This is a genomic window from Oricola sp. (assembly GCF_965230365.1).
In the GTDB taxonomy this organism is placed as follows: Bacteria; Pseudomonadota; Alphaproteobacteria; order Rhizobiales; family Rhizobiaceae; genus Oricola.
In genome coordinates, this window is the sequence record NZ_OZ246003.1 from 1,021,340 (window position 1) to 1,036,919 (window position 15,580).

Sequence of the window (15,580 nt, forward strand, 5' to 3'; positions counted from 1 at the left end):
AGGCAGCCGTACCGTCAACGGTACGGAACATCGTTCTCTTCGGCGAATTCTCGGACGATCGCGTGCATATCGGCGGTTTGGGCGCCGTTTTCAATCACTGTGTCGATCCTCCCGGCGAGCGCGCCAAGGTCGGTCGCCATCAGCGCGGCCTTGACCGGGCCGATCGAGGCCGGCGACATGGATAGGGTCCGAATGCCGATTGCCGCCAGCGCCATCGCGCCGAGCGGCTTGCCGGCCAGTTCGCCGCACAGGGTCAGCGGTGTGCCATGTTTGTCCGCGGCCGCGGCGACCGCCTTCAGCGCTTTCAAAAACGGCTTGGAAATAGGATCGTAGCGCGCGGCAACCGCCGTGTTGCCGCGGTCGGTCGCTGTCATGAACTGGAACAGGTCGTTGGAGCCGATGGAGACGAAGTCGGCGGCGCACATCAGCGCATCGAGATCGAACAACAGCGACGGCACTTCCAGCATGGCGCCGAGATTGAGGCGCAGGGGCAGGCCGTGGCCGAACTTGGACAGATGATGGACTTCGCGGTGGATGATCGCGCGCGCCTGGGCGATTTCCGAGACGTCGGTGATCATCGGCAGCATGACGCGCAATTCGCGGCCCGCGGCGGCTTTCAGAAGCGCCCGCATCTGGGTGCGGAACAGGCCGGGCCGGTCGAGCGAAAGGCGGATGGCGCGCCAGCCAAGCGCCGGATTTTCCTCCTGCGGCGCGCTGCGGAAGTAGGGCAGGACCTTGTCGCCGCCTATATCGAGCGAGCGGAAGGTGACAGGCTTGGCGCCGGCTGCCTCGGCGATGCTGCGATAGAGCGTCTCCTGCGCCTCGGCGCGCGGAAAGGTTTCGGCGATCATGAACTGCAGTTCGGTGCGGAACAGGCCGATGCCTTCGGCGCCGGATTCACCCAGTTGCGGGAGATCGACCAACAGGCCGGCGTTCATGTGCAGCGCAAAAGGTTTGCCGTCGCGGGTTAGCGACGGCTTGTCGCGCAGATCGCGATATTCCTGCTGGCGCTTGGCGCGGAACCGGACCTTTTCGGTATAGGCGGCCTCAACATCGGGCTGCGGCCGCAGATGGAGGTCGCCGGAGATGCCGTCGACGATGATCGCGTCGGCGTTTTCGGACAGCGCGACGATGCCGGTTGCCTGCCCGACTACCGGGATGCCCATGGCGCGCGCCACGATAACCACATGGCTGGTGGAAGCGCCGTCTTCCAGCACGAGGCCGCGCAGGTTCTTGCGCGGATAATCGAGCAGTTCTGCGGCGCCCATCGACCGGGCGACGATGATCGTGTCGGACGGCAGGTTGGCCTCGCGGCTGGCAGCGTCCTCGCCAATCAATTCGCGTAGCAGGCGGTTGGCGAGATCGTCGAAATCGCTCATCCGCTCGCGTAGATAGGGATCGCTGACGGCGGCCATGCGGGCGCGCATGTCGCTTTGCACCTTCTCGACACTGGCTTCCGCAGTCAGACCGTTGCCGATCGCCTCTTCCAGCCGGCGCACCCAGCCCTTGTCATGGGCGAACATGCGGTAGCTTTCCAGAACATCGCGATGCTCGCCCTCGAAAGCGACTTCGCGGCGCGACAGCATGTCATCGATGGTCAGGCGCAAGGACGACAGCGCCGACGCCAGCCGTTCGATTTCGGCGTCACCGTCCTCATTGAACAGGTTGGTGACGACAACGCGGGGTTCGTGCAGCACGACGTGGCCAAGGCCGATGCCCTCGGCGAGCGGTTGGGCGGCGGTGGCCACTGGCCGCGACAGGTCGAGTTCGACGCCGTCATTTGCCAGGCGTTTGAGGTCGCCGGCGGCGATCAGTTCGCCAAGCACCATGGCGACGGTTTCCAGCGCCTCGACCTCGTCATCGCCATAAAGGCGGTGGGCCTCGTTCTGAACGACCAGCACGCCGAGGGTGCGGCCGGCGCGCAGGATCGGCACGCCGAGAAACGAGTTGAAGATCTCTTCGCCGGTCTCCGGCAGGTATTCGAAGGCAGGGTGTTTCTGCGCTTCGGCGAGATTGAGCGATCGGGCCGACGAGGCGATGGTGCCGACAAGGCCCTGGCCGAGGCGCAGCGCCGAGTGGTGGACCGCGCCGGGATTGAGGCCGACCGTGGCATAGAGTTCGAGAACGCCGTCGGCGCGCAGCACATAGGCGGAGCAGACCTCGGCGACCATGTTCTGGGCGATCTGGCGCACGATCGCATCGAGACGCGCCTGCGGCTCCATCGGCTCCGCCATGATCTCGCGGAGACGCTTCAGAAGGACCCTTGGTCCGGCTGCATCCGCCTCACGTAGCACTGCGCGCTCCCTTCATGCGTGACTGCGGGCGGCGGCCGAACCCGGCAGCCGCTGGTTTCAAGGCTAACGGTCGCAGCTACGGCTTGTCGAGGCCGTAGACGCTGTGCAGGGTGCGCACGGCGAGTTCGCAATAGGGACCGTCGATCAGGATCGAGATCTTGATTTCGGATGTGGTGATGGCGCGAATGTTGATGCCCTTGTCGGCAAGCGCCTTGAACGCGGTGGCCGCAACACCGGCATGGCTGCGCATGCCAACGCCGATCACCGACACCTTGGCAAGGCCGGTATCCGACTGGACGGCGTCGTAGCCGATCTCGTCGCGAACCGCGTCGAGCGTGGCAACCGACTTTTCGACGTCGCCGTTCGGAACGGTGAAGGTCATGTCGGTGAACTGGCCGTCCGACGAGACGTTCTGGACGATCATGTCGACATTGATGCCGGCTTCGGCCAGCGGCCCAAAGATCGCCGCCGAGATGCCCGGCCGGTCGCGGACCCGCCGCAGCGAGATCTGGGCTTCGTCGCGCGCATAGGCGATGCCGGTGACGTTTTGCTGTTCCACGATTTCATCCTCGTCGCAAATAAGGGTACCCGGCGGATTGTCGAAATCGTCCATTCCGGGCGCGTCCGGCGCCTCGAAGCTCGACCGCACGAAGGTGCGGACATTGTGCGCCATGGCAAGCTCGACGGAGCGAACCTGCAGCACCTTGGCGCCGAGCGAGGCCATTTCGAGCATCTCTTCAAACGAGATGCGGGCCAGCCGGCGGGCTGCCGGCTCGATGCGCGGATCGGTGGTGTAGACGCCGTCGACATCGGTGTAGATGTCGCAGCGGTCGGCCTTGACGGCGGCGGCGACAGCCACCGCGCTGGTGTCGGAGCCGCCGCGGCCGAGCGTGGCGATCCGGTTGTCTGGACCGATACCCTGGAAGCCGGCGATGACCGCGACCTGGCCGATGCCGAAGCGCTCGATCAGGAGATCGCCGTTGATGTTCTGGATGCGGGCCGCGCCATGCGCGTTGTCGGTCTTGACCGGGATCTGCCAGCCCTGCCAGGAGCGCGCGTCGACGCCCATCGACTGCAGCACGATGGCCAAGAGGCCGGAGGTGACCTGCTCGCCGCTGGCGACGATGGCGTCATATTCGCGGGCATCGTGCATCGGCGAGGCGGCGCGGGTCATCTCAACGAGATGATTGGTCTGTCCGGCCATCGCTGACACCACCACGGCGACCTGGTGGCCGGCGTCGACCTCGCGTTTGACATGCGCGGCGACATTGCGGATGCGGTCAAGGTCGGCGACGGAGGTGCCGCCAAATTTCATTACGATGCGGGCCATTGCGGATGGTCTTGCCAGATGAGCGGTCGTGCCGAGCGTTCTTGTTGTGCCGGGTGGTGACGCCCGGAAGTTGGAGCGGTCAATATCGGATCGTGCGGCGCGCTGCAAGTTTGCGGACCGATCGCCGCAGCGGGGTTGACTTGAGCTGCCGCGAGACCGAGTTGGTAACGAACACGAACGACAGGAACGGGCTATGGCCGAAGGCGCGACGACAATCGATCAGAGCGAGGTCGAACGGTTTTCGCGGATTGCCGCCGAATGGTGGGATCCGACGGGAAAATTCAAACCGCTGCACAAATTCAATCCGGTGCGGCTCGGCTATATCCGCGAGACGCTTCTGGAGCATTTCGGCCGCGACGGGACGGCGGGCAAGCCTTTCGAGGGGCTGCGGCTGCTCGATATCGGCTGCGGCGGCGGGCTGTTGTCGGAGCCGATGGCACGGCTCGGCGCCGAGGTCGTCGGCGCGGACGCATCGGAAACCAATATCGAAGTGGCGAAGATCCACGCCGCGCAGTCGGAGCTTGCCATCGACTACCGGGCGACCACCTCGGAGGCGCTGCAGGAGGCCGGCGAGAGTTTCGATGTCATCCTCAACATGGAAGTGGTGGAACATGTCGCCGATGTCGATCTGTTCATGAAGTCTTGCGCGGCGATGTTGCGGCCGGGCGGCGTGATGTTCATCGCCACCATCAACCGGACGCTGAAGGCCTACGGACTGGCGATCCTCGGCGCGGAATATGTGCTCAGATGGCTGCCGCGCGGTACCCACCAATACGAGAAGCTGGTGCGGCCGGACGAGATCGAGGCCGCGCTCGCCGGCACCGGCGTCGAGACGGTGAAGCGCAGCGGCGTGTTCTTCAATCCGCTGGCCGACGAATGGCGGCTGTCGTCGGACATGGACGTCAACTACATGATGGTGGCGACACGGGCGGAGTAAGGCACGAGACAGCGCCGCCGCGCCCCGTTTCCTGAGACCAGCGTTGTCAAAGAACTGGAAGACGGGCGGTCAAAGCATCGCAACGTCTAGAAAGTAATAGCGATCCTCGGACCGCCCGCTCGGTGTTCTTGCAGCTTCGGTCGGCGGCCCGGAACTCTGTCCGGGAAAACAAGACTGCGCGCGCCGCTTCATGCCGCCCTGCCGTGGGGGTTCATCACCCAGCAATACACCTCTGTATCACCCAGCAGGCACCGTCCCTCTCTCCATCAGCCGGTGTGCACGACAGACTTCCGTGAGAAGGCAATTGCGATTGTAAGAGAGGTTTGGGGGCGGTGGACAAGATTGTTCGAAAAAGCCGGATCTCCGGGATTGCCGATGGATCTGCTCCACCATTTGCCCGCGACGATAGCCGCGTTCGGAGTGGGAAGGCAGTTCATCTCATTAAGTCAGCGCAGAACAACCGCCCAACGGAATCCGCTAATTCATGTCCTCGGGCAGGTCCGGCAGCGGCAGGACGCCGATGCCGTCGTCCAGCAGGTCGGTGACCTCGTCCTTGGTCGCCTGGCCGAAGATGCCGCGCGGGTCGGTCTCGCCATAGTGGATCTTGCGCGCTTCCTCGGCGAACTTCTCGCCGACATCCTCGCCCTGGGCGCGCACCTGACGGGCGAGGTCCTGCAGCTTGGCCAGCACTTCGGCCTGCGCGGTGTTGGTGCTGGCGACAGTCATCGCGTCGCGCTTGCGCGATGTCGAGACATTGGGCGCCATCAGAGTCTTGGAGACATCGCTCGTACCGCAGACAGGGCATTCCAGAAAGCCGCGTTTCTTCTGGCTTTCGTAATCGTCGGCGTTCTTGAACCAGGCTTCGAATTGGTGCCCGTGCGTGCAGCCGAGCGCATATTTGATCATGTCGCTTCTCCTGCCGGATCCCTCATTGTCCGGCAGATACCCTAAACTGACGTATATTCTTCAAATTGGGAATACGGGCGCGTGCGGCGGCGACTTCGCCAAGATCGATCTCGGCGACGATCACGCCCGGCTCATCGTCGGCTTTCTCGGCGATGACGGCGCCTTTCGGGTCGATGACGACCGAATGGCCATAGGTCTCGCGGCCATCTTCATGGATGCCACCCTGCGCCGCCGAGACGACGAATGCGCCGTTTTCGATGGCGCGGGCGCGTTGCAGCACATGCCAGTGGACCATGCCGGTCTGGCGGGTAAAAGCCGCCGGCGCGGTCAGGATTTCGGCGCCGGCCAGCGCCTGGGCCTGGAACAGCGCGGGAAAACGGATGTCGTAGCAGATGGCGACGCCGATCACCGCCGGGCCGCCGGTGACGATCGCGGCGCAATCGCCCGGCTCGTAGATGGCGGATTCGCGCCAGCTCTCGCCATTGTCGAGATCGACATCGAACATGTGGATCTTGTCGTAGGTCAGCCGGCAATGCCCGTCGGGACCGAACAGGAAGGCGCGGTTGGCGACCTTGCCGTCGCCGCGGTCGATCGGCGTGGAGCCGACATGAATCCAGGCGGCATGGCGTCTGGCGGCTTGCGATGCCGCCGCGACCACCGGGTCATCGTCCTCGGCAAAGATCGCTTCGAGCAGCGCCTTTCGATCCTTCTGGATCAGGCCGGTCATCTCGGGCGACTGAATATAGGTCGCGCCCAGCGCCGCCGCCTCATCGACCAGCGCGACAAACGCGTCGCGGTTTGCGGACACGGAGGTTCCCGACCGCATCTGCAGGGCGGCGCATGTCAGCGGGCGCGTCATGTCAAGCCGCCAGGAGCGGGTCCAGCTTGCCGGCGCGGTCGAGCGCATGCAACTCGTCGCATCCACCGACATGCGTGTCGCCGACAAAGATCTGCGGGAAGGTCGAACGGCCATTGGCCCGCTGGATCATCTCGCGGCGGACATCGGGGCTAAACGTCGCATCGCGCTCGACATAGGCTGCGCCCTTGTTGTCGAGCAGGCGTTTCGCCGCAGTGCAAAATCCGCACATCTGGCGGGTGTAGATCGTGATACTGGCCATTTCAGCTCCTTTTCGCGGCCTATATAAACCCGCGAAATCGTGACGCAAAGGCTGTTATGGCAACACAGTTTGGTGAGGCGCGTTCAATCGCTGGTGAAATGCGGCACCACGCGTGAAAAGGTCAACACGTCGACGTGCGCCGCGCCGGCCTTCATGAGCGCCCTTGCTGCTGCCACGATGGTGGCGCCGGTGGTGTAGACGTCATCAATGAGCAGCACGCTGCGTCCGGCGACCTCGATTTCGAAAGCCGCGGGAACAGCGAAGGCGCCGCGGACATTGGCATGGCGTTCGCGCGCCGACAGTCCGACCTGGCGCTGGGTCGCCTTGACGCGGCGCAGCGCCTCAGGCGCGAAGGGCAGGACCGATTGCCGGGCGACGGCGCGCGCGAGTTCGGCAGCCTGGTTGTAGCGGCGCAGAAGAAAGCGCCGGCGGTGCAGCGGCACCGGCACCACGATGTCGGTTTCGGTGCAAAGCGGGCCGGCGGCGCGGACCATCCAGCTGGCCATCCAGGGCGCAAGCTCGGCGTGGTCTGCATATTTCAGCCGGTGAACAAGCTGGCGGGCGACGCCGGCGTGGACGACTGCGGCCCGGGCGCGCCGATAAGGCGGCGGGTTGGCCAGCGCCTCTGCGCTGATCATCGCCTCGCCGAACTCGTGCTGGAAGGGAAGGCCGGTGACGGCACAGAAAGGCGCGTCGATGAAATGCACCTCGCCCCAGCAGTCCGGGCACAGCGTGCCGCGCGCCGCAACATGGGTGCGGCATGCAAGGCAGGTGTCGGGAAAAAGCACCGACGCCAGCAATTGGCTTGCCTTTTGCGGTAGTGTCTGCATGTGAGCCCGTATTCCGCATTCGACGCGCAACAATCGCAAAACGAACCATGACCGTCAAAATCATCATCGACCGGCAGCAGGTCCAGGCCAACCGGCGCAGAGCCGCCGCGGCCGGGGTCGATGGCGCGGATTTCCTTTTGAACGCGATCGCGCAGGACGCGGCGCTGCGGCTGTCGACGGTGGCACGGCAGTTCGAGAACGCGGTGCTGCGGCTGCCCGACAGCGCGCGGGGGCTGACAGTGCCGGATTTCGGCGGCCATGTCGGCCAGCCGGCCACCGAATACGATACAGCCGGCGGCGCGGACGACGAGATGCCGTTCGCCGAACCGGAGAGCCGCGACCTGGTGATCGATCTGCTGACCCTGCACGAGATCAACGACCTGCCGGGCGTTCTGGCGCTGATGCGCCGCTCGCTGAGGCCGGACGGCTTGTTCATGGCCTGCGTGCCGGGCGGCGACACGCTGCATGAGCTGCGCGCCAGCTTGCTCGCCGCCGAGGCGGAACTGAGCGGGGCGGCGCATGCGCGGGTATTGCCGTTCATCGATGTGCAGGACGCCGGCGGGCTGTTGCAGCGGGCGGGCTACGCTTTGCCGGTGGTCGACCGCGAGAGCCTGACAGCGCGCTACGACACGATGTTCCACCTGATGCGCGACCTGCGCGCGATGGGGGCGACCAACACGCTGGTGTCACGCCGCAAGGCGTTTACCGGCCGCGAACTTTTCGTTCGCGCCGCGCAGATCTATGCACGCGATCATGCCGATGCGGACGGGCGGATCCGCGCCACGTTCACTTTTATCTGGATGTCGGGATGGGTACCGCATGCTTCGCAGCAGAAGCCGCTCAAGCCAGGCAGCGCCGTCAAGCGACTCTCGGAAGCGCTCAACGACCGGTCGGAAGACATGAACTGAAGTTCATGCGGCCCGAGTTCACCTGGTCAGTGTTGTCGTGATCTGGCTGTTGTTGTCGGCCCACACGTCGCGGACGGCACCGAGTGCGAAACCCAGACCGGATACGATCACCATCGACAAGACAGAGATGATTATCCCGTATTCAACGGCGGTCGCGCCGCGTGTATCGTACCAAAACTGTTGCCACATTGGACTTCTCCCATGCAGCTTAACCGCTAGGCGCGAAAAGTTAACGCGCTGTTCCGAAGGGGCACGCCAGGAGGCGAGGCGCGAAAATGTTAGCAGATGGGGCTAATCAGCAGTTACCCGATTTCGCGCCATTTGAATGAATGATGCACACTCCGCCGGGATCGGTCTGCAGGATGGAGCGGCGGATCGTGTACTGGTTGCGGCCCTGAACGCCGCGCGCGGTGCCGGTCGCGGTACGGTCGATGCCGCCATAAATGGACGAAGCGGCAAACCGGGTCGAACCGTCGCGGTCGAGCAGCGGCGTGAGGAACAAGGCGACGGCGATGGCCAGCGAACCAAACAGCAGCGTGATCCGCAGCATGCCCCAGCCGGCCTCGCCGATCGCGGTTACCGATTGCGGCCGGATATCCGCCCAGTCGCGTTCGTCATTCATGGCAATCCCCTCCTGAGGGCAATCCAACCGTGAAACCCCGCCGCTGTAAACAAACCGGCGCTTCATTAAACATGGCAGAGTGTAATAAAGGATTGATTAACGACGTTTTTCGCGGCGCGCGTGCTCACAAAAGATCTTACAGCAGATCTTGCAGCACCGGGATCAGCGGGACGTCGGCCGGCGGCATCGGATAGTCGCGCAAGGCGTGGGCGCGGACCCATTTGAGGGCCTGGCCCTCGCGGGCCATCGGAATGCCGCGATACTTGCGGCAGACGAAAAGCGGCATCAGCAAGTGAAAGTCGTCATAGGCGTGGCTGGCGAAGGTCAGCGGCGACAGGCAGGCCGCCTCGGTCTCAATGCCGAGCTCCTCGTGCAGTTCGCGGATCAGCGTTTCTTCCGGCGTTTCGCCGGCTTCGATCTTGCCGCCGGGGAACTCCCACAAGCCGGCCATCGCCTTGCCGGGCGGGCGCTGTGCCAGGAGGATGCGGTTGTCGGCATCGAGCAGCGCGCAGGCGGCAACCAGCACGATTTTGCGCGTGTCGTTTCCGGCCATCGAGACCTACTCGCCCTTCTGCCGGTAGGCGTAGGTGTAGACGGTCTCGAAGCCAAGCCGCTCGTAGAGGTTCACGGCGGCGTGGTTGGCCGTGGCGACCTGCAGCCAGGCGCGCTGCGCGCCCTGGGCGGCCGCCCAGCGCAGGGCCGCGCGGACAATCGACCGGGCATAGCCCTTGCCCTGCCGGTCGGCGCGCACGGCGACGTCGAACAGGCCGGCGAGATCGTTGTCGTGCACGCACAACACGGAGGCCACCGGGCCGTCGGCGTCTTCGATGACGAACAGGCCGCTCGGCGGACGGATGGATTCGACCACCTCGGTCAGCCCGGCCTTGCGCTCGGCATCCTCGTTGCGGATGAAGATCGAGGCGTCGACATAACGGCCGACATCCTTGAGCGGGATCTGATCGATACCGCTGTCGAGATCGAAATCCTGCAGCCGGGCGATCATGACCTGCGTCTCGTCGAAACGGCGCCAGCCATCGGCATCGAAATGGGCGCTGAGCTGCATCGGCGCGAGCGGCGACAGGCGGAACACCAGCGGCCGGTCGTAGGAACCGAAACGCTGGCCGGCGCGCGCGATCCGGGTTTCCATGTCGCGATGGTCGGCGGGATCGAGCGGATTGACGGAGTTGAGGCGCTTGGAGGGATGACTGGCGGTCAGCCGCACCGCCCAGCTTCCGTCATAGTGCACCGACGCGGCCGGCCAGGCACGAAACCCGACCGCTTCGAGACGGCGTACGAGTGCAAGACCCGGCATGGTGTCAGCTCCGGTAGTCGCCATTGATGGCGACATATTCCTTGGTCAGGTCGCAGGTCCAGGCCGTGAAACACCCGTCGCCTAGGCCGATGTCGGCGCGAATATCGATTTCGTCGGCTTTCATGTACTCGCTGGCCTGGGCTTCCGAATAGCCTTCGGCGCGTTCGCCCTCGCTGGCGACCAGGATGTCGCCGAACCAGATGGCCAGGCGGTCGCGATCCGCCGGTTCGCCGGCCTTGCCGACCGCCATGACGACGCGGCCCCAATTGGCGTCCTCGCCGGCGACCGCTGTCTTGACCAGCGGCGAATTGGCGACCGACATGGCAATCCGCTTGGCCGAGGCGTCGGATTCGGCGCCGGTGACGGTGACGCGCACCAGTTTGCGGGCGCCCTCGCCGTCGCGCACGACCATGACGGCGAGTTCACGCAGACAGTCCGCGAAGGCTTCCGCGAAGGCGGCGAGACGCGGATCCTCGGGGTCGGCGATCGCCGGCGCGCCGCGCCCGGCGGCCGCGCCGGTGGCAAAGGCGAGCAGCGTGTCGGAGGTCGAGGTGTCGCTGTCGACCGTGATCGCGTTGAAGGTGGTGCCGACATACCGGTCGAGCAATTGTTGCAGCACACCGGCGGACAAAGGCGCATCGGTGGCGACATAGGCGAGCATCGTCGCCATGTCGGGCGCGATCATGCCGGCGCCCTTGGAAATGCCGTTGACGACGACATCGACGCCGCCGATCGACACCGTTCGGGTGACCATCTTGGCGAAGGTGTCGGTGGTCATGATGGCGCGAGCAGCATCGACCCAGCCGTCGGGCCGCGCGGTCGCCGCCATGTCGAGCAGATGGCGCTCGAAATGCGCCGGATCGAGCGGCTCGCCGATGACGCCGGTCGAGGACAGGAAGATCTCGCTCTCGCCACAGCCGGCGGCCGCCGCAGCGGCCTTCACGGTCACGGCAGTGGTGGCGCGGCCCTTCTTGCCGGTAAATGCATTGGCGTTGCCGGCGTTGACGACCAGCATGCGGGCGCGCCCGCCGGGCAAATGGTCACGGCAGGTTTCCACCGGGGCCGAGGGGCAGCGGGAGCGCGTGAACACGCCGGCAACCGTGGTGCCCGGCTCGAACAGCATGGTCAGGAGATCGGTGCGGTCGGCATATTTGATGCCGGCTTTACGGGTGGCCAAAGTCACGCCGGGCACCGGCGGCATATCGGGCAGCGTCTTCGGCGCGAGAGGAGAAATCGCCTCAGTCATCGTTCTGGCTGCCGTCACCGGGTTTCGGCGATGGTCTTGTCATAGGCGTCCTTCAGCACCGGCTCGGTAATGTCGATCTCGATTTCGGTGCGGGCTTCGCCGAGCAGCGCGAAGTAACGCTCGCGAAGCAGGACCGAACGGATCTGTGCCTCGACATCGGCGAAGGCTGGCGGTTGCACTTGCCGGCGATCCTCAAGCTTGATGACATGCCAGCCGAAGTCGGTGCGCACCGGGGCGCTGGAATAGGCGCCGACATCCAGCGCGAAGGCCGCGGCCTCGAATTCCGGCACCATGCGGCCGCGTGAGAAATATCCGAGATCGCCGCCGCTCGGGCCCGACGGTCCGGTCGACCGGTCTTTCGCAAGTTGCTCGAAATCCGCACCGCCATCCAATTCGGCGATCACGGCCTTGGCGTCATCTTCCGTTTCCAGGAGAATGTGACGGGCGCGCACCTCGTTTTCCGGCGGCGTTGCGGCGACCTCGCGGTCATAGCGGGCGCGTACATCAGCATCGGTGATCTTTTCGACGACCTCCTGGCGGAAGAAGGCATTGTGCAGCGCGCGCTGGCGCAGGAATTCGAGCCGGGCCTTGAAATCATCCGTTTCGGCCATGCCGGCGGCCTCGGCCTTTTCGGCGAGCGTGCGGATATCGATCAACGCGGTCAGGGCGGCGATGCGGCGATCTGCATCCGGAACCTGGCCGAGTTGGTCCTGCAGGTCGGTGAAGGTCATGTCGAGGTCGCGCTCGGTGACCGGCATGCCGGCAACCGTCCCGACGACCGTGGCCGGGTCCGGTGCGTTCTCCTGGGCATGCGTCCGGTCGCTGGCCGCGATGCCGGCAACAACAAGCGCCATCACGCCGAGCAGCGGTTTGCGTATCAATCCGGACGTAACGGAAGCCAGTCGGTATCGCGGCATGGAAAACTCTCTTCGCACTGGAAATCTCGGCTTGCGGTCAAGACGCCGAAGTCACGGAAATGTGCCTATTGGCGGGGGCTTCAGCGCCGTTGACAACATAATGGGCCCCTCTTATCTGTCCTTTGCTATCGCGTCCACCACCATAAGCGCGTAATGCGCGGTGAATTCGCCTTGGACGAAACAAGCGCCCACAAGTTTCTGGCCGCGTCTCCGGATGCGGTCGATTTGCAGAGAGGACCATGTTCATGGTCAGTTTTGGCGGTATAGCCCGCAAGTTCTTCGGTTCTTCCAACGATCGTCGCCTGAAATCCGTGCAGCCGAAGGTTGCGGCGATCAACGCGCTGGAAAGCGAGATCTCAGCGCTGAGCGACGAGGCGCTGAAGGCCAAGACCGAGGAGTTCAAGGCCCAGTACAAGGACGGCAAGTCAATCGACGACCTGCTGGTCCCGGCATTCGCGGTGGCGCGCGAGGCGGCGAAGCGGGCGCTCGGCCTGCGGCCATTCGATGTGCAGCTGATCGGCGGCATGGTGCTTAACGAAGGCGCGATTGCCGAGATGCGCACCGGCGAGGGCAAGACCCTGGTCGCGACCCTGCCGGTCTATCTGAACGCACTGACCGGGCGCGGCGTGCATGTTGTCACGGTCAACGACTATCTCGCCCAGCGCGACGCGGAATGGATGGGCGCGATCTATCGCTTCCTCGGCCTGACGGTCGGCGTCATCGTGCACGGTCTGGACGACGAGCAGCGCAAGGCAGCCTATGACTGCGACGTCACCTACGCGACCAACAACGAACTCGGCTTCGACTATCTGCGCGACAACATGAAGTACGAGCGCGCGCAGATGGTGCAGCGCGAGCATGCCTTCGCGATCGTCGACGAGGTCGACTCCATCCTGATCGACGAGGCGCGCACGCCGCTGATCATCTCCGGCCCGCTGGACGACAAGTCCGAACTTTACGTCACGATCGACAAGTATATCCCGCAGCTTGCGCCGGAAGACTACGAGATCGACGAGAAGCAGCGCACCGCGACCTTTACCGAGGACGGAACCGAGAAGCTGGAAAAACTGCTCGCCGAGGCGGAGTTGCTGAAAAGCGAAAGCCTCTACGACATCGAAAACGTCTCGATCGTCCACCACGTCAACAACGCGCTGAAGGCGCATACGCTGTTCCAGCGCGACAAGGATTACATCGTCAAGAATGGCGAGATCGTCATCATCGACGAGTTTACCGGCCGCCAGATGCCGGGCCGCCGCTACTCGGAAGGTCTGCACCAGGCGCTGGAAGCCAAGGAAGCGGTGACGATCCAGCCGGAGAACCAGACGCTCGCGTCGGTCACCTTCCAGAACTACTTCCGCATGTACGACAAGCTGGCCGGGATGACCGGCACGGCGTCGACCGAGGCAGAGGAGTTCGGCAACATCTATGGTCTCGACGTGGTCGAGATTCCGACCAACCTGCCGATCCAGCGCGCCGACGAGGACGACGAAGTCTACCGGACAACGGAAGAAAAATACGCAGCGGTCATCCTCGACATCATCGCTGCCCAGCGCAAGGGCCAGCCGGTGCTGGTCGGTACGACCTCGATTGAAAAATCGGAAATGCTGGCGAATACGCTCGGCGACACCAAGGGCCTGAAGGCGATCCGCGAGACGGTCAAGGCGCGGCTCGACGCGATCAAGCCGGGCAAGGAGCCCGAACTGCGCGAGTACTACGAGACCGCGATCGGCAGCCTGGATGAAGCGATCGGCGCCGGCGGGATCCGGCACGAGGTGCTGAATGCGCGCCAGCACGAGCGCGAAGCATTCATCGTCGCGCAGGCGGGCGTTCCCGGCGCGGTGACGATTGCCACCAACATGGCCGGACGCGGCACAGACATCAAACTGGGCGGCAATGCCGAAATGCGGATCGCCCAGGAATTGCAGGACATCGAGGAAGGCGAAGAGCGCGATCGCAGAACAGCCGAGATCGAGGCCGATGTGGAGCGGCTGAAGAGCCAGGCGCTGGCCGCCGGCGGGCTCTACGTGCTGGCCACGGAACGCCACGAGAGCCGGCGCATCGACAACCAGTTGCGCGGCCGCTCCGGCCGTCAGGGCGACCCGGGCCGCTCGAAGTTCTTCCTGTCGCTGCAGGACGACCTGATGCGGATCTTCGGGTCGGACCGGATGGATGGCATGCTGCAGCGGCTCGGCCTGAAGGAAGGCGAGGCGATCATCCACCCGTGGATCAACAAGGCGCTGGAAAACGCCCAGAAGAAGGTCGAGGGCCGCAACTTCGACATTCGCAAGAACCTGCTGAAGTTCGACGATGTGATGAATGACCAGCGCAAGGTGGTGTTCGAGCAGCGCAAGGAACTGATGGATGGCGAGGGGCTGTCCGACACCGTGGCCGAAATGCGCCACGAAGTGGTCGAGAGCATCGTCCACCAGCACATCCCCGAAAAAGCCTATGCCGAGCAGTGGGACCTCAAAGGTCTCAAGGAGGCGACGGTGTCGATGCTCAATATCGACGTGCCGGTCGAGGAATGGGCGGCCGAGGAGGGCATTGCCGAGGACGACATCGTCGAGCGCTTGCGCGAAGCCGTCGACAAGGCGGCCGCCGAACGCGCCGAGCGTTTCGGGCCGGAGATCACGACCTATGTCGAGAAGTCCGTCGTCCTGCAGACCCTCGATTCGCTGTGGCGCGAGCATCTGGTCAATCTCGACCATCTGCGTTCGGTGATCGGCTTCCGCGGCTATGCCCAGCGCGACCCTCTGCAGGAGTACAAGTCGGAGAGCTTCGAACTGTTCCAGTCGATGCTCGGCAATCTGCGTCAGGCGGTGACCGCGCAACTGATGCGTGTCGAAATCGTGCGCGAGCAGGCTGACGCACCGCCGCCGGAGCTTCCCGAGATGGAGGCGCAACATGTCGATGCGACGACCGGCGACGACGATTTTGAGGTCTCCGAGGCGCAGTACGGCGCCGCGTTGACAGCAAAACCCAGCACCGGCGAGCGCGATCCGAACGATCCGTCGACCTGGGGCAAGGTTGGCCGCAACGAGGCCTGCCCCTGCGGATCGGGCAAGAAATACAAGCATTGCCACGGTGCGTTCGCCCCGATCGATTGAGCGGGCAGGGCGGTTTCGTCCGGGCGACGGCGTCCGGACCCGGGATGGCCGCA

General features: G+C 64.6%; 15 protein-coding genes. 3 read left to right on the top strand and 12 right to left on the bottom strand.

All coding sequences use genetic code 11. The annotated features are described in order from the left end of the window. Positions 1-14: 14 nt before the first annotated feature. Both ptsP and ACO06R_RS04945 read right to left on the bottom strand, forming a co-directional pair. Positions 15-2,222 carry a phosphoenolpyruvate--protein phosphotransferase gene (ptsP, locus tag ACO06R_RS04940; protein ID WP_421859211.1) on the bottom strand — a complete coding sequence of 736 codons (2,208 nt, stop codon included), beginning with the start codon at positions 2,220-2,222 and terminating at the stop codon, positions 15-17. Between the two features lie 148 nt (positions 2,223-2,370). Beyond that, positions 2,371-3,624, bottom strand: coding sequence for an aspartate kinase (locus ACO06R_RS04945; protein ID WP_421856912.1), 1,254 nt, complete (start codon positions 3,622-3,624; stop codon positions 2,371-2,373). Positions 3,625-3,817: 193 nt separating this feature from the next. On the opposite strand from ACO06R_RS04945, the gene ubiG reads away from it, so the two are divergent. Beyond that, complete coding sequence (ubiG, locus tag ACO06R_RS04950) at positions 3,818-4,561, top strand: bifunctional 2-polyprenyl-6-hydroxyphenol methylase/3-demethylubiquinol 3-O-methyltransferase UbiG (protein WP_421856915.1); 744 nt, start codon at positions 3,818-3,820, stop codon at positions 4,559-4,561. Between the two features lie 477 nt (positions 4,562-5,038). On the opposite strand, the gene ACO06R_RS04955 is transcribed toward ubiG, so the two are convergent. The 4 genes from ACO06R_RS04955 to ACO06R_RS04970 all read right to left on the bottom strand — a co-directional run bounded on the left by ACO06R_RS04955 (position 5,039) and on the right by ACO06R_RS04970 (position 7,415). Continuing rightward, positions 5,039-5,467 (bottom strand): DUF1178 family protein, encoded by a 429-nt coding sequence (locus ACO06R_RS04955; protein WP_421856918.1) that lies wholly within the window; start codon positions 5,465-5,467, stop codon positions 5,039-5,041. A 22-nt stretch (positions 5,468-5,489) separates the two neighbouring features. Then, positions 5,490-6,326 carry a carbon-nitrogen hydrolase family protein gene (locus tag ACO06R_RS04960; protein ID WP_421859213.1) on the bottom strand — a complete coding sequence of 279 codons (837 nt, stop codon included), beginning with the start codon at positions 6,324-6,326 and terminating at the stop codon, positions 5,490-5,492. A 1-nt stretch (position 6,327) separates the two neighbouring features. Next, positions 6,328-6,585: a glutaredoxin 3 gene (gene grxC, locus ACO06R_RS04965; RefSeq protein ID WP_421856921.1), complete on the bottom strand. Its 258-nt coding sequence runs from the start codon at positions 6,583-6,585 to the stop codon at positions 6,328-6,330. Positions 6,586-6,668: 83 nt separating this feature from the next. Then, on the bottom strand, positions 6,669-7,415 hold the full coding sequence (locus ACO06R_RS04970; RefSeq protein ID WP_421856924.1) for a ComF family protein: 747 nt from the start codon (positions 7,413-7,415) through the stop codon (positions 6,669-6,671). Between the two features lie 47 nt (positions 7,416-7,462). On the opposite strand from ACO06R_RS04970, the gene ACO06R_RS04975 reads away from it, so the two are divergent. Continuing rightward, entirely contained in the window at positions 7,463-8,323 is an 861-nt protein-coding gene (locus tag ACO06R_RS04975) for a class I SAM-dependent methyltransferase (RefSeq protein ID WP_421856927.1), read from the top strand. An 18-nt stretch (positions 8,324-8,341) separates the two neighbouring features. Here the strand turns inward: ACO06R_RS04975 and ACO06R_RS04980 are convergent, their stop codons facing one another. The 6 genes from ACO06R_RS04980 to ACO06R_RS05005 all read right to left on the bottom strand — a co-directional run bounded on the left by ACO06R_RS04980 (position 8,342) and on the right by ACO06R_RS05005 (position 12,420). Then, a complete protein-coding gene (locus ACO06R_RS04980) occupies positions 8,342-8,512 on the bottom strand; it encodes a Flp family type IVb pilin (protein ID WP_421856930.1) in 171 nt (56 codons plus the stop codon). A gap of 106 nt (positions 8,513-8,618) precedes the next feature. Beyond that, positions 8,619-8,945, bottom strand: coding sequence for a hypothetical protein (locus ACO06R_RS04985; RefSeq protein WP_421856933.1), 327 nt, complete (start codon positions 8,943-8,945; stop codon positions 8,619-8,621). A gap of 136 nt (positions 8,946-9,081) precedes the next feature. Beyond that, entirely contained in the window at positions 9,082-9,498 is a 417-nt protein-coding gene (gene mutT, locus ACO06R_RS04990; protein WP_421856936.1) for an 8-oxo-dGTP diphosphatase MutT, read from the bottom strand. A gap of 6 nt (positions 9,499-9,504) precedes the next feature. Next, complete coding sequence (locus tag ACO06R_RS04995; RefSeq protein ID WP_421856939.1) at positions 9,505-10,257, bottom strand: GNAT family N-acetyltransferase; 753 nt, start codon at positions 10,255-10,257, stop codon at positions 9,505-9,507. Positions 10,258-10,261: 4 nt separating this feature from the next. Beyond that, on the bottom strand, positions 10,262-11,503 hold the full coding sequence (argJ, locus tag ACO06R_RS05000; RefSeq protein WP_421856942.1) for a bifunctional glutamate N-acetyltransferase/amino-acid acetyltransferase ArgJ: 1,242 nt from the start codon (positions 11,501-11,503) through the stop codon (positions 10,262-10,264). Between the two features lie 14 nt (positions 11,504-11,517). Then, positions 11,518-12,420 carry a peptidylprolyl isomerase gene (locus tag ACO06R_RS05005; protein ID WP_421856945.1) on the bottom strand — a complete coding sequence of 301 codons (903 nt, stop codon included), beginning with the start codon at positions 12,418-12,420 and terminating at the stop codon, positions 11,518-11,520. Positions 12,421-12,665: 245 nt separating this feature from the next. On the opposite strand from ACO06R_RS05005, the gene secA reads away from it, so the two are divergent. Then, positions 12,666-15,527, top strand: a complete 2,862-nt coding sequence (gene secA, locus ACO06R_RS05010; RefSeq protein WP_421859215.1) for a preprotein translocase subunit SecA — start codon at positions 12,666-12,668, stop codon at positions 15,525-15,527. The last annotated feature ends 53 nt before the right edge of the window (positions 15,528-15,580 follow it).